This is a genomic window from Pseudorhodoplanes sp., from assembly GCA_032027085.1.
GTDB lineage: Bacteria > Pseudomonadota > Alphaproteobacteria > Rhizobiales > Xanthobacteraceae > Pseudorhodoplanes.
The window spans coordinates 1-23,497 of the sequence record JAVSMS010000001.1 but is presented as its reverse complement, the minus strand read 5'-3'; the positions used below and the strand labels follow the sequence as shown (position 1 = coordinate 23,497).

Sequence of the window (23,497 nt, the reverse complement as noted above, 5' to 3'; positions counted from 1 at the left end):
ATTGCATTTAACCGAGGGTCTTAGAGAACGGGTCATCGCTGTCCCAGGAAAATTCATTTTAAGATTGGTAAGAAGTCTCGGATGCAAATCAGCATACCGATGCCCGCGCTGTCGCCTACAATGGAAAAGGGCAACCTCGCTAAACGGCTCAAAAAGGAAGGCGATGCCGTCAAATCCGGCGACGTCATCGCTGAGATTGAGACCGACAAGGCGACTATGGAAATGGAGGCTGTCGACGAGGGCACGCTCGCCAAGATCATCGTGCCCGAAGGCACGTTGGACGTGCCGGTCAATCAGGTGATTGCCGTGCTCGCGACAGGCGGCAACGATGTGAAGGCGGCAGCATCGGGCGCGGAGGCTGCGCCAGCGTCCGCGGCAGCCATGCTCGGAGCGAAATCCGCTTCGGCGACTACCACATCCAAACCTGTATCCGCTCCCATGGCTGCGGCGGAACTTGCGGCTCCTACGGCCCAGTCTGCAAAAGCCAATGGAAAAGGCACCCGCATCTTTTCCTCGCCGTTGGCGCGAAGGCTCGCCAAGGAAGCTAGTGTCGACATCGCGAGCATCCAGGGCAGCGGACCGCATGGCCGGGTGATTGCGCGCGACATCGATGCAGCGAGGGACGGCACGGGTCCGAAGCCTTCGACGCCTGCCGCCGTGGTGGCCGCACCAGCCCACGTGGTCGTACCCGTGCTCGGGGAAGAGAAAATCCGCGCCCTCTATGCTGACGGTTCCTACGAGGTCGTGCCGCACAACAACATTCGCAAGACCATTGCGCAGCGATTCACGGTCTCGACCCAGACTATCCCGCATTTCTACCTCACGATGGATTGCAACATCGGCAAGCTGCTGGCCGTGCGCGAGGAGATCAATGCCGCCGCACCCGAGGGCCAGGACAGCAAACCCGTCTACAAGCTCTCGGTCAACGATTTCGTCATCAAGGCGCTGGCGCTGGCGTTGCTGCGTATTCCGGACGCCAATGTGAGCTGGACTGAAACCGGCATGCTCAAGCACAAGCATTCCGATATCAGCGTCGCGGTGACGATGTCGGGCGGCCTGATCACGCCAATTATCCGTAGTGCCGAGACGAAATCTTTGTCCGCAATCTCAAATCAGATGAAGGATTTGGCCGCCCGCGCTCGCTCGCACAAGCTGAAACCCGAGGAATATCAAGGCGGCACGTCGTCGGTGTCTAATCTCGGCATGTACGGGATTAAAGATTTCACCGCGGTGATCAATCCGCCGCAGGCCACTATCCTTGCGGTCAGCACCGGCGAGGAGCGGGCGATCGTCAGGAACGGCAAGATCGAGGCCGCGATGAATCTGGCACGGTCGTCGGATGCAGCCGCGCTTCGTCGTCCTCGTATATCATCACGCCCTCTGGCATCGGACGCAGGTCCGCGCGCTCGCAAGATACGATTACCGTTCCGAAATACTGATGTGCGACCGGTCGCGACACGGCGCCTGAGATCGCAGCACTGCTCCCGCCATAATTTCTTGCACTCTTAAGGATGGCTTCCTCGACCGCATTATTTCTTGCCGATTGCAGCGCCCTGCGTGTTGCGCCGTAACGGCTGCGGTCCTTCGGCAGTCCCATTTCGCCAATCCAGCCGGAGAACTCGTCGGAATCGAAATGGGCGAAGCCGCTATAGGTTGCGGTTGCAAAAGCGCCGTTCTCGAAGGTGAGGAAGGCGGCATACGCGCCTTCCGTCGGGCGTGACGGATCCCAGGAGCCTGTCCCCGCACGAACGCTGCGCACCTTGCCGCCGCCCAGAAGGCGAACGATGTCGATCTGATGCGCGCCCTGGCTGAACACTACGCCACCACCCTGCGCCGTGTCGAGTTCCTCGGGTCGTCGCGGACGATACATGTAGTCGGTGTAATTCAATGCGTGGATCATGCGGACGGCGCCAAAATCGCCACCGGCGATGATGTCGCGAGCGTGAAGTACCGGCCCGTTGAAACTGTGGCTGTGTCCGACAATCAGGTGCACACCCGAACGCCGTGCGGTCTTGATCATGGCCGCGCATTCAGCGATGGAGATTGCCATCGGCTTCTCGACAAGAATATGCTTGCCTTGTGCAGTGGCCAACTCGACATGCCGCGCATGAAGCTGATGCGGCGTGGCAACGTAGATCGTCTCGATTTCCGGATCGAGGCAGAGGTCTTCGACAGTTTCGTAAGTCGTTGCGGAAAAGTCCGTTTCAAACCGGAGGCGAGCCTCTACGCGCGGGTCGGCGGCGGCCACAAGCTGAAGTCGCGGGTCGGCGCTCAGCGTGGGAAGCATGAGCGTGAAGGCCCGTCCCAGCCCTGCAATGCCCAGCCGGATTTTCCGCTCGGACACAGCGCGCTCTCAACGGTCGATGGTGATGTTGGGTGTGCGCGCACGCGAGACGCAGATCATGATCTGGCTGGATCGCTCCTGTTCGGTCAGGACAAGATCACGATGATCCGCTTGACCTTCCAGCAATTTCGTCCGGCAGGTGCCACAGGTGCCGCTCTCGCAGGAGCTCGGCACCTCATGCCCCCTCGCGCGCAGCGCCTCGAGAATGGTGACTCCGACGGGCACCTCGATGACCTCGCCGGACTTTGCCAGCGTCACCGTGAAAGGCTTGTCGTCGGGCTTGGTGCGCTCCGGCTCGCTGAAGGCTTCAAAATGCACGGCGGTCGAGGACCAGTGGCCGGTCATGTCGCGGACCGCATACATGAGCGCAGACGGGCCGCAGCAATACAGATGTGCGCGATTCTTCCGCTCTTCAACCACAGGCCAGAGATCGAATGCCCGGGCTGAATCGCCGCCGTCATGATGGATGCTTACGCTGCCTTTTAAGTCGGGCGACCGCAGCTCTTCGAGATAAGCTGTCGCCTCGGGAGAACGTGTGCAATAGTAGAGCTTGAACTGCTTGCCGCCGATTGTCCGGACGTGGCGGATCATCGATAGAATTGGTGTGATTCCGATGCCGCCGGCAATAAACACGAAATGCTGCGCATTCGGCGCCAAAACGAAATCATTTGCAGGCGTTGAGCTCAGGCAGGTTTGACCCTCGCGCGCCTCGTCGATGAGGCTGATTGAGCCGCCACGACCCTCAAGTTCGCGTTTGGCGGCGATCACATAACGGCTGTGTTCGGCGGGATCGTTGCACAGTGAATATTTGCGGATCAGCCCATTCGGAACGCGCATCTGTATATGCGCGCCGGCCGTGAAGGGTGGCAGATCTTCCCCGTCGGGATGGCGGAAATCAAATTCATGGATGCCGTCCGCAATTTGTGTCCTGCGGGTGAAACGCAACGGCATGTCAGGAGTGAGGGAAACAGCGTTCATGTGGCTCAGTTAAAGGGCTGGACAGAAGCGATCAACTCACGAGCCTTTGCGTTGCACAACAACGAGGCGTCTTGTCGACTCGACAGCTCAATTTAGATGTTCTATAAGAAGATAAACTTAGAAAACTAAGATAAAAAAAATACAAAAAGCAAGTCCGGTCCGGGAGGACGCACCATGATGACTGCGGAAGAAAACGATCTGTTGTGTCGTGTCGAAGGCGATGCGCCGATGGGTCAGATCTTGCCCAGGCACTGGATCCCCGCCTGCCTTTCGGAAGAGGTGGCCGAGCCCGACGGCAAGCCGGTGAAAATCCGGTTGCTTGGCGAGGATCAGGATCGCAATGCGATGAAGCTCGGTGATTTCACCGGCATCCGCGGCATTCCCAATCAGGACATCGCGATGTGGGAAACGATGGGGCCGATTGCCGACCGCACGAAGGAAAAGCTCGGCGCCAGCGATCTCGCCGTTGTCGAATTCCGGCGTCTGATGGTCGATGCCGCGCGCCAGATGCGTGATAGCGGCTCGGCCATCGGCACCGTCGAGCCGCGCATTCCGCATGCGAAAATCAGATCTTTTGAGGGGGTGGTTCCAAAGTCTGCGAGTTGGCAGACTCTCGACACCGAGGCGGTGGCGGGGCGCGAACGCGTCGCGTAGATGCGCTACGTTTCCCGGGAAGGCAGACATGCATCCCGGACAAGGCGTGCAAGGGTTTTTGTTCGAACGCGCAAGGCGATTCGGGCCGATCTGAATCAGAACTAAGAAACGGCCGCAATCAAATGGCGGTATACGGACAGGGAGGAACGCATATGACCTTACTAAAGGCATTGGCTACGGCCGCAGTCTTCACGATCTCAATCGCGGGGGCTGCGCAAGCACAAACGCAAACATATCAACTCACTCTTGCCGGTGCGAGCCCAGGTGGCTTGTGGTCATCGATCGGTATCGGGATGGACAAGGTCATGAAGGTGGGATTTCCGGGATCGACGGTGACCTACCAAACATCAGGCGGGGGCATCGCGAATGTGCAGCTTCTGGACCAGAAGAAAGTGCCGCTTGGCATCGTGCACAATATGGAACTGCGCATGGCGCAAAATGGCGAGGCGCCCTTCAAATCCAAGGTCGAGGACCTTCGGGTGATCGCCTATCTCTATAACTGGGCGCCGGTACAGCTTATCGTCGCGAAGGATTTTGCGGAAAAGCATAACCTCAAAACATTTGAGGATATCGCCACCAGGAAGCCGCCGCTGAGGGTCGCAACCAACCGGCGCGGCAACGTCGTGAACGAGGTGGTGAACCGCATGTTAAAGGCGATCGGCGTCACGGCAGAGGATATCGAAAGCTGGGGTGGCCGCGTCATCCCTGCCGCCTCGCAGGAGCAAGGCGAGTTGATCCGCAATCGCCGGATCGATGCGATCTTCAACTCGTTGTTTGTGGGGCAACGCTCGATTCTGGAAGTCGCGGACGCGATCGATGTCGTCATGCTGCCGGTGAGTGAGGCGACGATCAAGAAGGTCGCCGATCAGTCCGGCGTGGACGGCTATGTGATTCCGGCCAAATCTTATGCGTTCCAGCCCAATGCCGTGCCGGCCGTGTCGCTCGGCGCCATGCTTGTTGCGAACAAATCCATGAGCGACCAGGACGCTTACAATATCGCGAAGGCGCTGGTTGAGAACGTGAAAGACATGCAGGGCGTGCATCCAGCCATGAAAGCTCTGACGCCGAAATTCATGACGGAACAGAAGGCGGGCCAGTATCACCCCGGCGCCATCAAGCTCTTCAAGGAAAAGGGCCTGCTGTAGTTAGCTGCAAGTCTGCCGATTGGACCGCTCGCATGCTTCATGTATGTGGGCGGTGATCGTCGATTGCGAAACTGTTCATCGCTCCGTCAGCAAAGCATGCATCTATGATGGTCAACATCCTGTTCGGCACGGGCAAAAGTCGGAATCCTGCAGGCTTGCTAGGCGTGGTGCTGAAGGCCTATGCCGCCCTTATCGCGCTCTGGGTGATCTACAATGTGGTGATCATCGTTACCGATATTTTCGGGATGATGATGGTGTTCCTGTCGGCGATGCTGGTGCTTGTCTTTCTGACACTGGCACCGACGACGCGATCGGACGGTAAATATCCGGGCTTGCTTGATTGGATGCTGGCGGCGATCTCGGCCGCTACGGGCGTGTTTTTCTGGTGGAACCTCGACGCCATCGTCAACCGCATCACGTTGTTTGATCCGTTATCGACCTGGGAATATGTCTTCGGAATTGCGATCGTCATTCTGGTGCTGGAGGCCACTCGCAGGGCGGTCGGACTCGGCCTGACACTCATCGTGCTGGTGTTCATGGCCTACAATCTCTATGGGCATCTCCTTTCGGGTGAATTGGCGCACGGCTATATCTCGCTCGAGCATTTCATTGATACGACGGTCTATACGACAGATTCAATCTACGGGATTCCTGTCCGGGTTGCGGCAACGTATGCTTTCCTGTTTGTGTTGTTCGGCACCATTCTGGAACGAGCCGGTGGCGCTGATTTCTTCTATCGCGTCGGTGCATTGCTGACGGGGCGGACAACCGGCGGAACCGCGAAGATCGCAGTCATTTCATCGGGTGCCTTTGGAATGATTTCAGGCAGTCCTGTTTCCGATGTTGTGACGACAGGATCCGTAACGATTCCAACCATGGAGCGTGCTGGCTACCGCTCCGCGGCGGCTGGCGGAATCGAGGTGGCGGCATCGACCGGCGGCTCGATCATGCCGCCGGTTATGGGTTCTGTCGCATTCATTATGGCGGAGTATACCGGCATTCCGTATCGCGAGATTGCGCTTTCTGCGTTGATTCCTGCATTCCTCTATTATCTCGGGGTCTTTGTGCAGGTGCATTACATGTCCAAGCGACTTGGGATGCACGGGCTTTTGAGTTCCGAAATTCCAAGCATTCGCGAAGCCTTCCGGCACGGAGAATTGTTCTTCGTCCCGCTGCTGGCAATTCTCATCGGTCTCATGTTGGGATACGCGGCGACCTATGTTGCCGTATTCGCCGCTGTCACCGTCTTTGTCGTTGCACTGTTCCGCAAAGAAACCCGCATTGATGCGGTGAAACTTTACAACATTCTCGCGGACACTACGCTGAGGGTTATCGGTGTGACGGCAGCCTGCGCCGCGGCCGGTTTGGTCATCGGCGGTCTGGCGATGACGGGTCTGGCGGCGAAATTCTCCTCGCTGATCCTCCTCGTCAGCGGCGGTGCGCTGCTCACTTCCCTCATCGTGGCGGCGATCGTGACCATCCTGCTCGGAATGGGCATGCCGACGCCGAGCGTCTATATCCTTGCGACCATTCTGGTGGGCCCGGTTCTGCTCAACCTCGGCCTGTCGGTGCTTTCCGCCAATATGTTCCTGTTGTATTTTTCCGTCCTGTCGGCCAGCACGCCGCCGGTCGCGGTCGCCGCCTATGCGGCTGCGGCCATCGCCCGTGCCAATCCGATCAGTATTGCCTTGATCGCGACCCGGTTGTCGGTGGCGGCCATGATCGTGCCGTTCTCGTTCGCCTACAGTCCGGAGCTTCTCCTGGTCGGCTCGCCGGGCGGGATTGCATTTGTCGTGCTGACGGCGGTCGTCGGCGTCTATCTCGTCGGAATTGCCACCGAAGGATATTTGGCCGCACCGATGAGCGCGGCGTCGCGCCTGGCTGTGGGCGCGGCGGGGGTGTGTTTTATTGCGCCGTCGCTCTGGCTGGCCGTTGCCGGGGGCGTCCTTGCGGCCGTCGGTCTCGGGCCAGCCATGCTCCAGCGCCGCACGCTCAAAGTCAGCTCGGAGTGAGCTAGTCTAGGTATTGCGAGCGGAACGCTTTGCGTTGGACCACGAACATCTGCTACTATCCCGTGGTCTGCATTGAGGCATTTGGACCAAACTGAATGAGAGTTTTCCGGTTAGGCTGACGTTAAAAGGAGCCTGCCGATGAAAAAGTCGAAGTTCAGTGATCAGCAGATCGCCTTTGCCTTGCAACAGACGGAGACAGGGACGTCGATTGCCGATGTGTGCCGCAAGCTCGGGATCTCAGAGGCGGCATTCTACCGCTGGAAGGATCGCTATGGCGGGCTGATGCCATCGGAGGTGCGCAAGCTGAAGCATCTCGAAGAAGAGAATGCGCGGTTGCGGCGGCTGGTGTCGGATCTGAGCCTCGACAAGGAAATGCTGCAAGAGGTTCTCCGAAAAAAAAGTCTAAGGCCTGCCCAGGAGCGGGAGCTGGTGGATCATGTTCGCACCTGCTTCCGGGTTGGGACGCGACGAGCCTGTCGTGTCCTTGCGCTGCATCGATCAATGTATCTGTATCGGTCGAGGCGCCCTGAGCAGGCCGTGCTTCGCAAACGCATCCGAGAGATCGCCGCAATACGGGTGCGCTATGGCTATCGACGGATTCATATCCTGCTGCAACGTGAGGGCTGGCCTGTCGGCCGGACCCGCGTCTATCGGCTTTATCGTCTGGAGGGGCTGCAAATGCGGCATAATCGCCGCGACGGCGGGTCATGGCCAAACTGCGGGAGGATCGAACAACCGCTGTTATGCCAAATGACTGCTGGTCGATGGACTGGATGTGCGATCAGCTTTACGACGGTCGCCGGCTGTGGGTTCTAACCATTGTGGACAACTTCTCCAGGCTCTCGCCCGCGCTCTGGGTGGGGCATCAAGCCAGGACGTCCGATGTCGTATCAACGCTCAATCGCGCGATAACCATGTTTGGCAAGCCGCGCAGCATCCGGGTCGACAATGGCAGCCAATTTACATCAAGGGAGTTCGATCTATGGGCCTACGCAAATGAGGTCATTCTGGACTTCAGTCGTCCGGGCAAACCCACCGATAACGCCTTCATCGAAAGCTTCAATGCTCGTGTTCGTCTCGAATGTCTCAACCAGCACTGGTTCCTGGATCTTGACGATGCCCGAACGAAGGTCAAATCTTGGCGCTGGGATTACAACGATGTGAGACCACATAGCGCGATCGGCGAGAGGACGCCGATGACAATGTTCACAGCCCATAGGAATAATCTTGTGGGCTCAACAGGACCGGAGGCTCTCAGTTAAATCGGTCCAAATCCCCAAAGCGGACCAGGCCATGCAATAATCTCTATCCGCTTGGTCCAAAATATCCGTCAGGTCAAAGTCCCACCCGATTGTCATGATATCCGACCCATCTAACTTCGGGACTGAACACCTAGTCTAGGAAAGCATCGGTTAGATTGTCGTACGCAACGCGCCGGGCACCGACCCGTCGCCCGCTCTCGCCTTTGTGGCGATTTTCCATGTGACCGTCCCATCGCTTGGCAAACGGCGCAGGGATGCCGAACTGGTCAAGTACGCGCGCCACAATATGATTGACGATGTCGTCGATCGATTGCGGATGGTTGTAAAAGGCCGGCATCGGCGGAACAATCGTCGCCCCGATGCGCGCCAGTTTCATCATGTTTTCCAGGTGCAGCTCGGACAGTGGCGACTCACGCGTTACGAGAACAAGGCGCCGGCGTTCTTTGAGAACCACGTCTGCAGCGCGTTGCACCAAGTTGTCGCCGGTTCCGTGTGCGACGTTGCCGAGTGTGCGCATCGAGCACGGAATGATAATCATGCCCTCGGTGATGAACGATCCCGATGAAATCGTCGCCGCCATGTTCGAGGCGTTGTGGTAAACGCTCGCTAGCGCGCATACTTGTTTCGCCGTGAACGGCGTTTCGTGCTCGATCGTGCGTTGGGCCCACTTGCTCAGTACAAGGTGAGATTCCACGTCGCTGCCCTTCAGGGCTTCCAGCAATCTTATCCCGAAAATGGCGCCGGTCGCACCGGTCATGCCAACGATTACGCGTCGCATCTGCAATCCTTTCTCTGCTAGCCAACCCTGGCGCACGCAACAAGTAGGATCAAGTACCCGTTCAACGAGACCCGCATGATCCCCTCCTCGTTTTTTCAACTATCTGGTTCTTTTCTTCTTTGACAATTTTTGCACGTTATGCAATATGAAAATACTTAGAAGCATAAGTAATTTTAGGAGACTATCAGTATGACTTGTGCTATGAGCCTGATGCGGCTTTTAAACTTTTGAAATAGACGCCAAGCATTAAAACAAAACGCAACATGACGCTGGTGCGCAGTAACGCGCACGGGCGAGGGGTTTGTGCAACGACGGTTGGTTTGATTTTAGTGGAGGCCCTTAGTGTGCTGGGCAATGCTACGCTTGAAGTGGCGCGCTAGGCGGCGGGAAAGTTCTGATCCTCAGACAGGCACGAAAGTTAACGGGTAAGCAAACTACCGCTGAGAAACATTGGAGTTCAAAGTCATGCAGAAAGAAAACGTCAAAGCTCGACCCACGACTACCGAAGTTATGGATCTTCGAAAGACGTTGGAATGGTTAAAATCGCAAGGCGATCTGATCGAGACCGATAAGCCGGTCGATCCGGATCTCGAAGTTACGGGGTTGCAAAAGCACATGGACGGCGGTTGTCCGGTCCTCTTTAACAACGTCAAAGGCAAGCCCAATCACAGGGTTATAACAAATCTATTTGGCGACATGAACGTCATCAACAAGATGTTCGGCTGGAAGAGTGATGTTGAACGGACACGAAAGCTCGCTGAGGCAATTCGCAACCCATTGAAGCCGGTAATTATTCCCCAGGATCAGGCGCCAGTACAGGAACATGTCGTCGTCAATCCTGATGAAGTTAATAAGTATATGGTCCCTATTCGGCACACTACGTACGAGAAGGAACTTACCGTCGGCTCCGGCATCCGCTGCGTCAGCTTTGACCAATTCGACGGCGGTACTGATCTAGGTTACAATCGTATGAACTTCCGTTGGGGGAATGTAGGCACGTTTCAAATATCGCCTGGCTCCCACATGTGGCAGGTTGCAAACAAGTACTATAGCGACGACAAACCCATTCCGATGACTGTGTGCTTTGGTGTTCCGCCGGCATGTACGCTGCTGGCGGGTGCGGGTTTTGATTATGTGATCCTTCCCATGGGTTGCGATGAGATTGGGATAGCTGGTGCGGTGCAAGGCAGCCCCATCCGAATGGTGAAGTGTCGTTCGATCGACGCCTATACGCTTGCCGACGCTGAGGTGGTTCTTGAGGGCTATATTCATCCGCGTGACCGCCGTTACGAAACCAGAGAATCCGAGGACGCAGATGTTCAGGGCCGGTTTCATTTTCACCCTGAATGGGCTGGTTACATGGGGAAGGCATACAAGGCGCCGACCTTTCATGTCACTGCCGTCACGATGCGCAAGCCGGAAACAAAGCCAATCATCTTTGCGCTCGGCGTACATACTCTCGATGACCACAATATCGACACGACCGTTCGCGAGGCGGCGTTATTTGAGCTATTTGAGCGCATGCAACCGGGCATCATCCAGGATGTGGTCATTCCATACTGCATGACGGATTGGGGTGGCTGCATCATTCAGGTTAAAAAGCGCCATCAGGTAGACGAGGGATGGCAGAGAAACTTTCTTGGTGCCGCGCTGTCATGTTCTCAAGGTATGCGCTTCGCAATTGCGGTGAGCGAGGATACTGACCCGTACTCAATGGATGACGTAATGTGGTGTCTGACGACACGGGTGAATCCGCGTACTGATATCCTTAACCCAATTCCTGGTGGACGTGGACAGACGTTCATGCCAGCGGAACGAATGACGGCCGGCGACAAACAGTGGACTGCATCGAATACCCAGTTTGAGGGTGGAATGGGGATCGATGCTACTGTGCCGTTCGGATATGAGAGCGACTTCCTGCGACCCGTCTATCCGGTTGATCGGGTTAAGCCGGAGGACTTTTTTACCAAGAATGATATCGAGAACGCGAAATCGCGAATGCTCGGCTGGGTGCATTCTTTGGCTCGGACGGGCCGCTAGCAGACCGCCCGTCAGATCCCTTTCCGGGGTCTGGCGGGTATCTTCGCTGTTCGGATTCGGGTAATTCCCATGCGGAAGAACGTTGAGTTTGGGCCGCGCCTGCTTCGACAATGGATCGACAGCGCTGCTAATTGTACGCCAGATAAGTCATATATTATTTCAACTGATGATCGGCGGACCCTCAGTTACGGACAGCTGAGTGTACTTACTCAAAAGATTGCGTCATTTCTTGCTGACAGCGATATTCGCACCAACGATCGAATTGCGCTCCTTGCCGAAAATTCAATCGAGCATCTGATATGCTATCTCGGCGTAATGGCGTATGGTGCAACTGTTTGTACAATTCATGTAGAGATGAACCGACGTCATCTCGCCAGAATATTACCGAAACTCAATCCACGACTTACAATATTCGATGCTAGCCTGCAGCTTGACGACGTTTTAAGCGACCGATCGGAGCAATGCCGCTCTATGGGTCGCTTTGACGAAACATTCTCCGATTTTTTTGGAACGATTAGTAATTGTGTACCGACAAAAAGAGATCTCCTGACCACTCAACAACAAGACGATGCTTGCATTCTGTTCACGTCAGGGACTAGCGCCAAACCGAAGGGCGTTGTGCTAACGTTTCGAGAACTTCTGGCCAACGTAGAGCCTACCGCCGAAGGATTCGGTCTAACCGCTAATGATCGCATTTACGACTTTCGGTCCTTCAATTGGTGTTCTGCTCAAGTCCTAAGTGCGCTGGCGCCGCTTAGTCAAGGGGCTACATTGATTTTAGGACGCAAATTCACTCGAAGCCGATTTTTTCAAAATATCGCCGAGCACGATGTTACGATTGCTGCTGGAAACCCAACAACAATAAATATGTTGCTTAATGGCGACGACAAACCGAGCCCTAAAGCGCTGGCGAGTCTACGCTTTGTAATTTCCAGCTCCGCGCCGCTCTTAGACGAAGATTGCCGACGCTTCGAGCAACGTTTTGGAATTGCCGTTGCACAAGGCTATGGCTGTAGCGAGATCGGCTGGATTGCAATGAATCCCGGTATCAATCGACATGTGGGAACTGTTGGTAAGCCCGCACCTTACCATAAGCTCGCAATAGTTAACGATCATGGCGAACCGCTACCGGCGGAAGACGTCGGTCACATTGAAGTCGGTGGAGTTCCCGATAATGAGTTTCGATACATTGAAGATGACGGGTTTATCAAGGTTCATAGCCGCGGGCGTTTACAAACGGGCGATATCGGATTTCTCGATTCAGATGGGTATTTACACATAACCGGCCGGGAGAAGGATTTGATTATTCGTGGCGGCGTAAACATCTCGCCACTTGAGATCGACAGCCTCTTGCTTCAGCGACCTGAAATAGTCGAGGTCGCTACCGTTGGTGTTCCTGACCAAACTTACGGCGAGGAGGTAGTTAGTTTTGTCGTGGCGCGCCCGGGAGCTAATATAGATGTTGATGATCTGTTGCGTTATTGCGGCGCGGCGTTGTCGATGTCAAAGGCACCGAAGCAGATAATTCTCAGTCATCATTTGCCTAAGACTGCGCGGGGTAAACTCGATCGGCGGGCTTTGGCGGATCAATGGACCTTAGCAACCACCAAACTGGTCGTTGATGATCGGGCGCATTGACTATGTGCTGGAAAGCAGTTGCGGAACAGGTGTTATCACGATTGTTCGGTAAGTTTCGTAATACTTAGCAATCGAAGGGTCTTTTCATCTTACTGCTCATATGGTAATTTCTTCTTAGAACCGTAGGTTAACGTGCGGCGAATTGGGGGAAGCAAAGTGGATGCAAGACACCCAATCATATTAACCGCCGTTTTGGCGATTGGGGTGCTTGTTTTTCTGAGTACAGTACTCGGACAGGAAGTGCTCAAGACTGTCATAAGTGCGCGCGGGAATTGGCACGCGCACGTAGATCTGTTTATCAACGCGGTCATAGCGGGGTTGCTGATCGGCGGACTTTATGCCGCCATCACGGTCGGCTTATCGATCGCGTTTGGCATGCTCGATGTGGTGAACATTGCGCATCCCGCCTTCGTTCTGCTCGGATCGTTCCTTGCTTTTTGGTTTAATAACGAGTTCGGACTCGATCCCATCGTTACCGGTCTTATGCTCTCGCCGGTCTTTTTTGGACTCGGTATTTTCATACATCGAATTTACTACACAAGCTTCGAGAAGCGCTCGAAGGAAACTTTGCGTGGTCTCGCCTTCTTCTTCGGTTTGCTTTTTGTTACCGAAGTAGGGCTGATCATGGCGTTCGGCGTGGACTACCGTGTGGTTCGCAGCGGTTACCTTCAGAAAACCTATTCAGTCGCGGGTATCGGCTTCCCGCTGCGGCTCGTAGTGCCATTCGTGGTATCACTCATTATGATCGCGGTGCTTCAAATACTCCTAAATGGTACGTTCTTCGGCCGCGCAATCAAGGCAGTGTCGCAAGATGCGAGCGCCTTACGTATGGTCGGTGCTAATCCTGTCAAAATCAAGGAGCTGGGCTTTGCAATAGCTGTTGCGACGACAAGCATAGCTGGGGCGCTCCTCATCCTTGTTGCGCCAGTGCAGCCAGCTTCGGCACGTGATTTCATTGGCAGAGTCTTTGCGATTTGCGTTCTCGGAGGAATGAGCAGCCTTCCAGGTACAATCGTCGCTAGTATCATATTGGGCGTTGCCGAAAGTCTTACGGCGACGTTCTACGGACCGTCATGGTCGCCAGCAGTGGCATTCGGATTTCTACTGCTAGTGCTGGCGTGGCGGCCCGCAGGCTTGATGGGGCACTGAGACATGCGGTTCTGGTGCGGCGCCATTGTCTTAATCCTCGCCACGTTAATAATGACACGCCTTGTTGCCAATCAATACTATTATTTCGCTGGCTATATCGTCCTGCAATACGTAGTGCTTGCTAGTGCGTGGAATATTCTCGGCGGTTACGCCGGCTATGTTAATTTTGGAACGAGTGCATTTTTTGCGCTTGGTGCCTATACATCTATCGTTCTACTGAAAATATTCGAATTGCCGCTGCCGCTACTTATTCTCGGCGGTGCTATCATTTCCGGTGTAGTAGGACTTGGCACAGCATATCTAACGTTGCGTTTGCGTGGCATATTTTTCGCGATCGCGACTCTAGCACTATCGGTGGTGCTGGAAACGTTTATTGTAAACTGGAATTTTGTCGGAGGGGCGAGTGGCATTTACATCACTAGACCTCAAAAGGCGCTGTTTTTCGACGATTACATCAAACTTCTCTTCGTGACCATGTTGCTGCTTGCTATTGCTGCAGCGGCGATTGCGCGCAGTATCGAGCGCTCGCGGCTTGGTCGAGGGCTCGCTGCCATTCGCGATAACGAATTGGCAGCCGAGGCAATGGGCGTTCCGACCCTTCGTCTAAAGGTTATCGCCACGATAACTAGCGGCATGTTGATGGGCGCAGCGGGTGCGCCGTTTCCCTACTACCTCACCTATATTCAACCCGCCTCCGTCTTCAGTCTAGAGTACACGGTCAATAGTATCGCCATGCCTCTTATCGGCGGGACGACAACTTGGATTGGTCCGGTGATCGGAGCTGTCATTCTTGGCGTCGCTCAACAAATTACAACTGTAACGGTTTCGTCCGAGCTGAATCTCATGATAGTCGGAGCTCTGCTTATTGCCTTTGTTATTCTGGCGCCTAAGGGCATTGTCGGCTTTCTACGCTCATTCGTACACTTGCGAAACTGAGATGAGTATGCTCGTCGTCAAAAATCTGACTAAGCGATTTGGGGGATTCACTGCGCTTGAAAGCATCAACATTTCGATTGGTGCAGGCGAGCGAATTGGATTGATTGGTCCGAATGGCTCGGGCAAGAGCACGCTCGTAAACTGCATCTCTGGAGTGCTTCCGGTATCGGATGGAAGCGTTCACTTCGACGGCGATAACATCACTCATCTTCCCCCGCACCGGCGCACCCAGTTAGGAATTGGGCGGACGTTCCAGATTCCAAAGCCATTTGAGAGCATGAGTACGTTACAGAACGTGTGTATTCCGCTGGAGTATGCTGCTCGGTATGGCAATCACGGCGAGGCCTTACCAGATCGCGCACAGCAGATTTTGGCTGATCTCGATCTAAGGTCAAAGGCGGACCTGCTTCCGGAAGGCCTAACTCAAATTGACTTGCGCAAGCTTGAACTGGCCCGCGCGATTGCAATAAGGCCGAAATTGCTGATCGCCGATGAGGTAATGGCCGGCCTTGCTGGCGCGGAAATTGATGAGGTTCTGGGGTTGTTACAGCGGCTTGGTAAGTCCGGCATCGCCATCATCATGATTGAGCATATTATGCACGCCGTAATGGAGTTTTCCGAACGCATGATCGTTCTAAATACGGGAAAGGTTATCGCCGACGGCGCTCCGGATGATGTCATCAACGATGCTATCGTAGAGCAGGTGTATCTTGGCGAGTAGAATTATTGTTGATGGATTAAGCGCTGGATACGGCCAGGTGCGAGTTCTGCAGAACGTATCGGTTGTCGTGAACAGTGGCGAGACAGTTGCGCTTTTAGGCACGAACGGCAACGGCAAGTCCACGCTGATGAATTGCCTTATGGGATTTGTGGAACCGAGCGGTGGGTCGATCGTACTTGAGCGTGACGGTGATAAAATTGAGCTCGTCGGGCGCCCGCCTGAGGAAATTGTTGATCTTGGGGTAGCGTTTGTTCCTGAAGGACGACGGTTGTTTCCAACGCTCACAGTCGAAGAAAACCTCTTGCTGGGCGCTTACAGGAAATTCGCTCGAGGTGAAATTGGGCGCAATTTAGACCTATGCTTTGACTTGTTTCCGGTCTTACGCGAGCGTTCCGCTCAGCGTGCGAGCTCGATGAGCGGAGGCGAGCAGCAGATGTTGGCGATCGGCCGTGCATTGATGTCGTCGCCGCGTATTTTGCTGGTCGACGAGCCATCGGTTGGTCTTGCGCCTATCATGGTGAGTAGGGTGATCGAGGCAATCCGCGAGCTTAAAAAGCGTCTGGGGCTTACCGTGCTAATGGCGGAGCAAAACCTCAACCAAGCTATCAAAATAGCTGATCGCGGGTATGTCATCGTGCATGGCGAGATTGCGTTCGAAGGAAAAACGACACAGGAACTACGAAACAACGAACTCGTCAAACACCTCTATTTCGGTAAGCGCCGCGCCGCTATGGTTTGTTGATACCAGAATCGACGCGAATACATTGTGGATGTTACGCCGTAGCGGTACGGCAGCGCCCCGACATCAAACAGATGGGGAAGTTCATAAAAATAGTCGTGCCACGGCCTTGAACTTGAGATTGTGTACACTCAGGGGGCAGGGGAGACGCAGCAGCCGCGATCTCCGGCGGCGTCGATATCGGAGTCGCTGCCGGCATCATGGGCGTGCTCGGGGCCTATTCGAAGGGCGCTCCGGTGCGCGTGATCGGCGCTGAAACAACTGGTGCCGCCGATCTCTACTGGTACGTGAAGTCAGATTCGCCAGTCAAAAGTCTGAAAGATACAGCCGGCAAGACGCTCGCCTATTCGACCAACGGGTCGTCCACGCACGGCATCGTCACCGCCTTCATGAAGCAATTCGACCTGACTGCGAAGCCGACCGCCACCGGCGGTCCTCCCGGCACGCTGACCCAGGTCATGTCGGGCCAGATCGATGTCGGCTGGGCTGCGCCACCCTTCGGTCTCGACCAACTCGACCAGAACCAGTCGCTGTAAGGTAAGCGGCGTTCTGATCCCACCTTTCGGTAAGCGACAAGGACATCCCATCTAGCGTAGCGGGTGGCAAAGGAGCGATGGTGGCCCTGCTATTGCGAGCGGGGTGTCAATTTTCATGTCTACGCCTATGCCTGGAGATAGAAGCTTTCAGTTGATCGAGGCGGTTGCGGATCGCATCGAGGGTGCGCCAGTGGCGGGGCGCCGGCGCTGGTCGGATGCCTTCAAGGCGGAGATGGCGGCGCGGAGTTGTGAACCGGGCGCGAACGTTTCGGCGCTGGCCCGGGAGATCGGAATCAGCCCGTCGCAGTTGTTTGGATGGCGTTCGGTTTTGGTCCGGAAAGGCGCAATTGAGCGCCGTGACGCGGCGGGTTGCGGGGTCAGCTGTGAGCCGCAAAGGGCGCCGTCGCGGGTCATTGAGATCGACGTCAACGGCATGACGGTTCGCGCTGACGCGGATGTTGACGAAGCACATTTGCGGCGTTTTCTGCGCACGGTGCGTTCGGCATGATCCCGGCAGGCGTAAAGGTTTATCTGGCGAGCCACCCGGTCGACTTCCGCAAAGGAATCGATGGTTTGCTGGCGCTGGTGCGGGATGCTGGCTCGGATCCGTTCGATGGCGCACTGTATGTGTTCCGGGCGAAACGGGCGGACCGGATCAAGATCGTGTGGTGGGACGGCAGTGGCGCGTGTTTGTATTTGAAGCGGCTGGAGAAGGCACGATTTGTCTGGCCGCCGATCGGCCATCATCGGGTCCAGCTGCATCATGCCCAATTGATGGCTTTGGTCGACGGGATGGATTGGAAGCGGGTCCAGGCGACACCGATGGTGCGTCCGGAATCAGTCGGCTAGATATCGCTGCGGCACAGTGAATCAGGCCGCGAAAGCAGCGGGCAAACCATCGCCGGGTGTGCTCTGATTGGACATGGGGTCCCCTGAACCTGAGCTTCCGGATGACGTCGATGCGCTGAAGGCGATGATCCTCGCCATGGATGCGCAGCGGGCGCAGGTCGAGGCGCGGAATGTCGAACTCGAACAGCGCAACACCCATCTTGAGGCGATGACCAAAGCCGCCGACGAGCGCATTGCGCGGCTGACGGCGACGATCAAGGTCCTGGAACGGGGCCGCTTCGGTCGCCGCTCCGAACGGCTGGGCGCCGATGCGCTGAGCGAAGAGCAGTACGCGTTGGTGTTCGATGAGATCGCAACCGGCGTGGCGGCGATCAGGGCGCAACTCGCCAAGGCGGCGGGACCGTCGAAGAACCCGCGTGCACCGCGTCCACGCAAGAACTTTTCCGATCATCTCGAGCGAGTCGAGATCGTGATCGAGCCCGAGGTCCCGGTCGGTTGCGAGGGGCTGGAGCGTATTCTGATCGGCGAGGACGTCTCCGAACGGCTCGACGTGACGCCGGCGAAGTTCCGGGTGATCGTCACGCGCCGTCCCAGATACGTCTACAAGGGCTGGGATGGGGTTGCGCAGGCGGCTGCGCCCGCCCGCATCATCGAGAGCGGCATTCCGACGGAGGCGCTGCTGGCGCAGATCGCGGTGGCGAAGTATGCCGATGGCCTGCCGCTTTACCGCCAGGAAGCGATCTACGCGCGCGACAAGGTCGAGATCGACCGGGCGTTGATGGCGCAGTGGATGGGTCGGATCGGCTTCGAACTTGAGCCGCTGGCCGAACATCTGCTGCTGCGGATCAAGCAAGGCGAGCGGATTTTTGCCGATGAGACGACCTTGCCGACGCTGGCGCCGGGATCGGGAAAGACCAGGACAGCGTATCTTTGGGCGTATGTCCGGGACGATCGCCCCTTCGGCGGCAGCGACCCGCCGATGGTGGCGTATCGCTTCGAGGACAGTCGCGCCGGTGCATGCGTTGCCCGTCATCTGGATGGCTATAGCGGCATCCTGCAAGTCGATGGATATGCCGGATATCGGCGACTGGCCCGCACCGATCAGGGCAACGACGGCGTGACGCTGGCCGCGTGCTGGTCGCACGTGCGGCGCAAGTTCTATGAACTGCACGTCGCGGACCAGTCAGCGATCGCTTCGCACACGATCGCGCTGATGGCACCGCTGTGGACCATCGAGGCGGAGGTCCGCGGCCACGATCCCGAAATACGGATGAAAACGCGCCAGGATAAGTCCGCTCCCACCGTCGCCGCTCTCTTCGCGCTGTGGGAAAAGGAATTGCCGAAACTGTCGGGCAAGTCGAAGCTCGCTGAAGCGATCCGCTACGCCGTCTCCCGGCGCGGCGCACTCGAACGCTTCCTCACCGACGGCCGGATCGAAATCGATTCCAACACCGTCGAGCGTGCGATCCGACCGCAAACGATTACGCGCAAGAACAGCCTGTTCGCCGGCAGCGATGGCGGCGGTCAAACATGGGCGACCATCGCGACCCTGTTGGCGACAGCCAGAATGAACCAGGTCGATCCACTGGCCTGGCTCACCCGCACTCTTGAACGCATCGCCAACGGATGGCCCAATAGCCGTATCGATAAAATCATGCCGTGGAATTATCCACGCTGAACGGCCTCGGCTTCTCGCTTACACCTTTCGCGTTGATGGCGGTTCTGTGAGTCTGCGGTCTGATTTGGATTTGGACCGTTAGGTTTAGAATGAACACTGAGCATAGTGCTATCACGGAGCCGGTTCGGCGATTTGAGGTATTCACGGGAGCCGGTCGCCGGCGGACCTGGAGCGACGAGGACAAGGCGAGGATTGTCACGGAGAGTTTGACGGGCGAAGAATCGGTGTGCGCTGTAGCGCGCCGCCATGGCCTATCTCCGCAGCAGCTGTTCGGGTGGCGCCGTCAATTGCGGCAGATGGCCGAAGGTGCCGAGCCACAGGCGCCGCAGTTTGTGCCGGCGGTGATTGAAGCACCTGAGCGTCCACGTAAGCGCACGAAGTCGCGCGGTCGCCGAGACGGCGGTAATGCGGCCAGCGTCATTGAAGTGCAGATCGACGGGGTGACGGTTCGGGTCGGCCGTGGCGCCGAGGCGAAGACGGTCGCGGCAGTGCTTCGCGCCTTGAAGAGCGGCGCATGATCGGGCCGACCGGCGCAGTCCGGGTGCTGGTGGCGACGAAGCCAGTCGACTTCCGCAAAGGAGCCGAGGGCCTGGCAGCGTTGGTGCGCGAGACGATGCAGGCCGATCCGTTCTTATGTGGCGGATGAGATTATGTGGCGGAGGCGACCAAAGGCCACGCGTGGACGGTCACGCCCGGTTTTCCCCGCCACATAATGTTCAGATGCTCTCCAGCAGCTTCAGGACGACGTCTTTCGGCTGGAAGCGGGCGTTGTGGTTGCTCGAGACGCCCGCCTTCGTGAGGCCGCGCCGCATCATCTCGACGTCGGCGGCGGCGTATCGGTGGGTTGTGGCGACTTGGGCGTGGCCGAGCCAGGCTTGGATTGTCAGGAGATCGACGCCCGACCGTAGGAGCTTCATGGCGAGAGAATGCCGGAAGATGTGCGGTGATATCGGCTTGCCCTCCAGACTTGGCGCTCTTGACTTGGCTCGGGCGGCTGCTCGTCGCACGATGTGCGTCGCTCCGAAACGCGTCAGGCGCTCGTCATGGGCACCGACGAAGATCGGCTGCGGTTCGTGATGGGCGAGCCCGCGTTCCTTCAACAGTTCCGTTAGTGATCGCACCAGATCGCGAGGAATGGGAACGACACGATCTCGGCGCCCCTTGCCATGGAGCAACACCTGCGGGCACCCTCGCTGCAAGTGAAGATCGCTCGCGTTGACGCCGATCGCTTCGGATACGCGGGCGCCGGTTCTCGCCAGGAAGAGCAGAAATATCCGATCGCGCCGACCGCGGTGTGTTGCCTGATTGGGGGCCGCGACGATGGCCTCGACCTCGGAGCTGGTGAGGTGGTGTGTCAGCTCGATGTGGGCGCTCTTGGCGGGGATTGCCAAGACCCGTTGTGCGATGCCGAAGGCGGCGGGATCGTCGGAAGCGACGTGATGGAAGAAGGACCGAATAGCCGCAAGTCGGGTATTGCGCGTTGCGACGGAGTTGTTCCGCTTCTCCTCGAGATCGTCGAGAAAGGCGAGAACGAGGTCCCGATCAAGCTCCTCGAGCGCCAGCGCCGCCGGCTCTTTGCGCAAGCGGGCGGCGGCAAAGAGGATCAGCATGCGCAAGGAGTCGCGATAGCTGGCCAGGGTTGCTGGCGTGGCGTTACGCTGCTTGGCCAGCCGTCGACGGAAGTACGACTCGAGAAGTGGCGCCAGACAGAGATGCTCGCTCATGCTTCGCCTCCGTCGGCGAAGGCGCGTTCGGCCGCGACGGCGAGGAGATCTGATGAACCGGTCAGGTAGTAGGCCGTGTCGCTGTAGCTGGCGTGGCCGAGATATGTGGCGAGCAGCGGCAACAGCGCTTGGACGTCCGCACGCTGCTGGTGCCAGAGCCTGAGCCTAGTCACCGCGAACCGATGCCGGAGATCGTGCGGTCGCAGCGGCTTACCGTCGTCGAGACCAGCGACCATGCGGGCTTTTGCGAAATTGCATTGCAGGCCTGCCGCCGAGAGACGACAGCCTCGGGAGCTGAGAAAGAAGGCCGCGTCCACGGACCGGGGGAACGCGGCGTCGCGCTCACGGTCGTATCGGCGCAGAGCCGCCAGCGTCGTTGGGTGAACAGGAACCAGCCGATCCTTACGAAACTTGGTCTTGCGGATGAGAATGATCCCACGAGTCAGATCGACATCGCCGCGATCCAACCTGACCGCTTCGCCCGAGCGCAGCCCGGTACTCGCAAGTAGCCCGATCAACGTCGCCATCGTACGGCCAATGAGAGGCAGCCCTGGCGAAAGGAGCCTGCACGCTTCGATGAGTGACGCGAGCTCGGCTTCGTTCACGATACGCGGCGGCGGAATCGCCCTCGATCTATGGAAAGCTCTGCGCTCCAAGGCCTCGGTTCGTGCGTCGTAGACGGCGAGGTACTCATAGAATCTGCGGAGCACACCGTGACGAACGGCGCGACTGTTGGCGGCGCCGCGGAACGACAGGACGAAATCCAGCGCCATCTTCCGGGTGGCGGGTCCATCGAGACAAGATTGCTCGACGTGACAAATGAAAGCCCACAACGTCCCCGCTTGCTTGTCGAAGGCGTAGCCGAGGGAGCGGCGCAGCTCGATGTAGCGGTCGATCTTCTCGCTGAGAAATGTGGCGAAGGCGGTCATGCGGCACCTTCCGGGAAAGGGAGCGCGACGTCAGCGAGCTGTGAAGTCGCAACCTTTACGTACAGCGCCGTCGTATTGATACTTCGGTGCCCAAGAAGATCGGCGATCTCGTTGATCGGCCTTCGCTGCTCGACAAGCTCAGTTGCCAGACTGTGGCGCAGGAGATGGGCACCACCGGCGTGACCGAGATCGATCCCGCTGCACCGCAAACGCTTCCGCACGATCCGCGACACTGGCGCCGCGTACTTGAGCGGCCTTACGGGCGCGGTGAACGTCAGGAACAGATAAGCACTATCGACCTTCGGTCTCGCCTGCAGGATGTAGTCGGCAAGCGCAGCGCCGGTCTCCTCGATGAGCGGAGCGACCCGATCGCGCTTGCCCTTCGTGCGCCGGATGAAAACTTCGTCGGCTCGCCAGTCTATATCCTGGAGCTGAAGAGCGCGCAGCTCTCCGTTGCGAATGCCTGTCGTTGCGAGCAACAGAAGGATGGCCCGATCGCGAACGTCGATCGGTGTTGCCGTGCCGATCGCATCAACGGCGCGGCGAACTTCTGTCCAGGATAGCCGCGGCGGCAAATGGGCCAACCGCCAGTGGGGCGTTCTTGGAACTACAGGCGAAAGATCCCGTTGGTGATGATCTGCCCAATGCAGAAAGCGGAGAAACGTTCGGATGTGAGACGTCGCCGCAGTGCGCGTGCCGGAGGCCGCGGAGAGCGATAGCCGGTGCTCTACGGCAGCGAGGACATGCTGCGCCGTCAACGTTCCGAGGTCTTGGCCGGGGTGTCGAATGCGGAACCATAGCAGAAAGCGCCGCGCGCCCAGCAGAGCGCCGTCAAGCGACTTTGGCTCAAGCCCACGCACCTTGCTCAGATAGCCCGAGAAGGAACTCAAAAGCGCAGCATCTGGATCGTCGACGACACTGGTCACCGCCGTCACGAAACGGTCGGGCGCCACTCGCCGCGTGTGTTGAATCGCTGTCACTGCCGCAATACGCGGAGAGCCGGTGCTGAGCGCGCGCAGGTACCGATCGACGACGGCTACACTGATCGGCTCCGAACCGCAGCGAGCGGCAGCAAAATGGCTGAACCGGGCAATCCGGCTCAGATAGAGCTTGGCGGACGCAGGCTTGTATCCTTGCGAGTGCAGGTCCCCTGCGATGCGATCCATCTTGGCACCGAGCGCCCCACTACGGAGGCGCCTGAGCACTCCACGATACGAAAAATAGAACTCGAGCATTGTGCCCCTCTTGCGTTGCGACGCAGGGGGATCCCGCGTCCGCGCCAGAGGTATGGAACATTATGTGGCGGGGAAAACCGGGCGTGACCGTCCACGCGTGGCCTTTGGTCGCCTCCGCCACATAATCTCATCCGCCACATAAGAACGGAT

Annotated in this window: 22 protein-coding genes and 1 pseudogene; 17 read left to right on the top strand and 6 right to left on the bottom strand. The window is 57.4% G+C overall.

Translation table 11 applies throughout. The annotated features are described in order from the left end of the window. Nucleotides 1-81 precede the first annotated feature (81 nt). Nucleotides 82-1,509, top strand: coding sequence for a pyruvate dehydrogenase complex dihydrolipoamide acetyltransferase (locus RO009_00115; GenBank protein ID MDT3683435.1), 1,428 nt, complete (start codon nucleotides 82-84; stop codon nucleotides 1,507-1,509). Nucleotides 1,510-1,657: 148 nt separating this feature from the next. Here RO009_00115 and RO009_00110 read toward each other — a convergent pair. Continuing rightward, nucleotides 1,658-2,344 (bottom strand): annotated as a pseudogene (locus tag RO009_00110) (Gfo/Idh/MocA family oxidoreductase). A 9-nt stretch (nucleotides 2,345-2,353) separates the two neighbouring features. Beyond that, a complete protein-coding gene (locus RO009_00105) occupies nucleotides 2,354-3,322 on the bottom strand; it encodes a PDR/VanB family oxidoreductase (protein ID MDT3683434.1) in 969 nt (322 codons plus the stop codon). Nucleotides 3,323-3,496: 174 nt separating this feature from the next. On the opposite strand from RO009_00105, the gene RO009_00100 reads away from it, so the two are divergent. The 4 genes from RO009_00100 to RO009_00085 all read left to right on the top strand — a co-directional run bounded on the left by RO009_00100 (nucleotide 3,497) and on the right by RO009_00085 (nucleotide 8,395). Continuing rightward, nucleotides 3,497-3,976, top strand: a complete 480-nt coding sequence (locus RO009_00100; protein ID MDT3683433.1) for a hypothetical protein — start codon at nucleotides 3,497-3,499, stop codon at nucleotides 3,974-3,976. A 122-nt stretch (nucleotides 3,977-4,098) separates the two neighbouring features. Further along, on the top strand, nucleotides 4,099-5,121 hold the full coding sequence (locus RO009_00095) for a TAXI family TRAP transporter solute-binding subunit (protein ID MDT3683432.1): 1,023 nt from the start codon (nucleotides 4,099-4,101) through the stop codon (nucleotides 5,119-5,121). 104 nt (nucleotides 5,122-5,225) lie between these two features. Then, complete coding sequence (locus tag RO009_00090; GenBank protein ID MDT3683431.1) at nucleotides 5,226-7,133, top strand: TRAP transporter fused permease subunit; 1,908 nt, start codon at nucleotides 5,226-5,228, stop codon at nucleotides 7,131-7,133. A gap of 138 nt (nucleotides 7,134-7,271) precedes the next feature. Continuing rightward, nucleotides 7,272-8,395, top strand: a protein-coding gene (locus tag RO009_00085) for an IS3 family transposase (GenBank protein ID MDT3683430.1) whose coding sequence is annotated in 2 segments (ribosomal slippage) — nucleotides 7,272-7,821 and nucleotides 7,821-8,395 — 1,125 coding nt in all. Because the reading frame shifts where the segments join, the coding sequence is not laid out codon by codon here. Between the two features lie 130 nt (nucleotides 8,396-8,525). Here RO009_00085 and RO009_00080 read toward each other — a convergent pair. Then, a complete protein-coding gene (locus RO009_00080) occupies nucleotides 8,526-9,173 on the bottom strand; it encodes a UbiX family flavin prenyltransferase (protein MDT3683429.1) in 648 nt (215 codons plus the stop codon). 465 nt (nucleotides 9,174-9,638) lie between these two features. On the opposite strand from RO009_00080, the gene RO009_00075 reads away from it, so the two are divergent. The 12 genes from RO009_00075 (at nucleotide 9,639) to tnpB (RO009_00020) (ending at nucleotide 20,105) form a co-directional block, all read left to right on the top strand. Beyond that, nucleotides 9,639-11,213 (top strand): UbiD family decarboxylase, encoded by a 1,575-nt coding sequence (locus RO009_00075; protein ID MDT3683428.1) that lies wholly within the window; start codon nucleotides 9,639-9,641, stop codon nucleotides 11,211-11,213. 69 nt (nucleotides 11,214-11,282) lie between these two features. After that, complete coding sequence (locus RO009_00070; protein ID MDT3683427.1) at nucleotides 11,283-12,851, top strand: class I adenylate-forming enzyme family protein; 1,569 nt, start codon at nucleotides 11,283-11,285, stop codon at nucleotides 12,849-12,851. A gap of 240 nt (nucleotides 12,852-13,091) precedes the next feature. Further along, nucleotides 13,092-14,000: a branched-chain amino acid ABC transporter permease gene (locus RO009_00065; protein ID MDT3683426.1), complete on the top strand. Its 909-nt coding sequence runs from the start codon at nucleotides 13,092-13,094 to the stop codon at nucleotides 13,998-14,000. A 51-nt stretch (nucleotides 14,001-14,051) separates the two neighbouring features. Continuing rightward, nucleotides 14,052-14,936 carry a branched-chain amino acid ABC transporter permease gene (locus tag RO009_00060; GenBank protein ID MDT3683425.1) on the top strand — a complete coding sequence of 295 codons (885 nt, stop codon included), beginning with the start codon at nucleotides 14,052-14,054 and terminating at the stop codon, nucleotides 14,934-14,936. A 1-nt stretch (nucleotide 14,937) separates the two neighbouring features. After that, nucleotides 14,938-15,657, top strand: a complete 720-nt coding sequence (locus RO009_00055) for an ABC transporter ATP-binding protein (protein ID MDT3683424.1) — start codon at nucleotides 14,938-14,940, stop codon at nucleotides 15,655-15,657. 37 nt (nucleotides 15,658-15,694) lie between these two features. Then, nucleotides 15,695-16,399 carry an ABC transporter ATP-binding protein gene (locus RO009_00050; protein MDT3683423.1) on the top strand — a complete coding sequence of 235 codons (705 nt, stop codon included), beginning with the start codon at nucleotides 15,695-15,697 and terminating at the stop codon, nucleotides 16,397-16,399. A gap of 197 nt (nucleotides 16,400-16,596) precedes the next feature. After that, entirely contained in the window at nucleotides 16,597-16,932 is a 336-nt protein-coding gene (locus RO009_00045; GenBank protein ID MDT3683422.1) for an ABC transporter substrate-binding protein, read from the top strand. Nucleotides 16,933-17,083: 151 nt separating this feature from the next. Further along, on the top strand, nucleotides 17,084-17,440 hold the full coding sequence (locus RO009_00040) for a transposase (protein ID MDT3683421.1): 357 nt from the start codon (nucleotides 17,084-17,086) through the stop codon (nucleotides 17,438-17,440). Further along, a complete protein-coding gene (gene tnpB / locus RO009_00035; GenBank protein MDT3683420.1) occupies nucleotides 17,437-17,781 on the top strand; it encodes an IS66 family insertion sequence element accessory protein TnpB in 345 nt (114 codons plus the stop codon). The genes RO009_00040 and tnpB (RO009_00035) overlap by 4 nt, the downstream gene beginning before the upstream one ends. Before the next feature lie 73 nt (nucleotides 17,782-17,854). After that, a complete protein-coding gene (locus RO009_00030) occupies nucleotides 17,855-19,459 on the top strand; it encodes an IS66 family transposase (GenBank protein MDT3683419.1) in 1,605 nt (534 codons plus the stop codon). An 89-nt stretch (nucleotides 19,460-19,548) separates the two neighbouring features. Beyond that, nucleotides 19,549-19,977, top strand: coding sequence for a transposase (locus tag RO009_00025; protein ID MDT3683418.1), 429 nt, complete (start codon nucleotides 19,549-19,551; stop codon nucleotides 19,975-19,977). Beyond that, nucleotides 19,974-20,105, top strand: coding sequence for an IS66 family insertion sequence element accessory protein TnpB (gene tnpB, locus RO009_00020; protein ID MDT3683417.1), 132 nt, complete (start codon nucleotides 19,974-19,976; stop codon nucleotides 20,103-20,105). Before RO009_00025 ends, tnpB (RO009_00020) begins: the two co-directional genes overlap by 4 nt. A 70-nt stretch (nucleotides 20,106-20,175) precedes the next feature. Here tnpB (RO009_00020) and RO009_00015 read toward each other — a convergent pair whose 3' ends face one another. The 3 genes from RO009_00015 to RO009_00005 are packed head-to-tail and all read right to left on the bottom strand — an operon-like array spanning nucleotide 20,176 to nucleotide 23,347. Next, on the bottom strand, nucleotides 20,176-21,183 hold the full coding sequence (locus RO009_00015) for a tyrosine-type recombinase/integrase (protein ID MDT3683416.1): 1,008 nt from the start codon (nucleotides 21,181-21,183) through the stop codon (nucleotides 20,176-20,178). Further along, nucleotides 21,180-22,112 (bottom strand): tyrosine-type recombinase/integrase, encoded by a 933-nt coding sequence (locus tag RO009_00010; protein MDT3683415.1) that lies wholly within the window; start codon nucleotides 22,110-22,112, stop codon nucleotides 21,180-21,182. Before RO009_00010 ends, RO009_00015 begins: the two co-directional genes overlap by 4 nt. After that, nucleotides 22,109-23,347 (bottom strand): site-specific integrase, encoded by a 1,239-nt coding sequence (locus tag RO009_00005; GenBank protein ID MDT3683414.1) that lies wholly within the window; start codon nucleotides 23,345-23,347, stop codon nucleotides 22,109-22,111. The genes RO009_00010 and RO009_00005 overlap by 4 nt, the downstream gene beginning before the upstream one ends. Nucleotides 23,348-23,497 lie beyond the last annotated feature (150 nt).

Bases quoted from the DNA above. Each gene is read 5' to 3' on its own strand.
- RO009_00025 (MDT3683418.1), top strand. From the start codon at position 19,549: ATGAACACTGAGCATAGTGCTATCACGGAGCCGGTTCGGCGATTTGAG.
- RO009_00080 (MDT3683429.1), bottom strand. From the start codon at position 9,173: ATGCGACGCGTAATCGTTGGCATGACCGGTGCGACCGGCGCCATTTTC.
- RO009_00010 (MDT3683415.1), bottom strand. From the start codon at position 22,112: ATGACCGCCTTCGCCACATTTCTCAGCGAGAAGATCGACCGCTACATC.
- RO009_00055 (MDT3683424.1), top strand. From the start codon at position 14,938: ATGAGTATGCTCGTCGTCAAAAATCTGACTAAGCGATTTGGGGGATTC.
- RO009_00075 (MDT3683428.1), top strand. From the start codon at position 9,639: ATGCAGAAAGAAAACGTCAAAGCTCGACCCACGACTACCGAAGTTATG.
- RO009_00030 (MDT3683419.1), top strand. From the start codon at position 17,855: ATGGGGTCCCCTGAACCTGAGCTTCCGGATGACGTCGATGCGCTGAAG.
- RO009_00015 (MDT3683416.1), bottom strand. From the start codon at position 21,183: ATGAGCGAGCATCTCTGTCTGGCGCCACTTCTCGAGTCGTACTTCCGT.
- tnpB (MDT3683417.1), top strand. From the start codon at position 19,974: ATGATCGGGCCGACCGGCGCAGTCCGGGTGCTGGTGGCGACGAAGCCA.
- RO009_00070 (MDT3683427.1), top strand. From the start codon at position 11,283: ATGCGGAAGAACGTTGAGTTTGGGCCGCGCCTGCTTCGACAATGGATC.
- RO009_00005 (MDT3683414.1), bottom strand. From the start codon at position 23,347: ATGCTCGAGTTCTATTTTTCGTATCGTGGAGTGCTCAGGCGCCTCCGT.
- RO009_00105 (MDT3683434.1), bottom strand. From the start codon at position 3,322: ATGAACGCTGTTTCCCTCACTCCTGACATGCCGTTGCGTTTCACCCGC.
- tnpB (MDT3683420.1), top strand. From the start codon at position 17,437: ATGATCCCGGCAGGCGTAAAGGTTTATCTGGCGAGCCACCCGGTCGAC.
- RO009_00100 (MDT3683433.1), top strand. From the start codon at position 3,497: ATGATGACTGCGGAAGAAAACGATCTGTTGTGTCGTGTCGAAGGCGAT.
- RO009_00045 (MDT3683422.1), top strand. From the start codon at position 16,597: ATGGGCGTGCTCGGGGCCTATTCGAAGGGCGCTCCGGTGCGCGTGATC.
- RO009_00090 (MDT3683431.1), top strand. From the start codon at position 5,226: ATGATGGTCAACATCCTGTTCGGCACGGGCAAAAGTCGGAATCCTGCA.
- RO009_00060 (MDT3683425.1), top strand. From the start codon at position 14,052: ATGACACGCCTTGTTGCCAATCAATACTATTATTTCGCTGGCTATATC.
- RO009_00095 (MDT3683432.1), top strand. From the start codon at position 4,099: ATGGCGGTATACGGACAGGGAGGAACGCATATGACCTTACTAAAGGCA.
- RO009_00115 (MDT3683435.1), top strand. From the start codon at position 82: ATGCAAATCAGCATACCGATGCCCGCGCTGTCGCCTACAATGGAAAAG.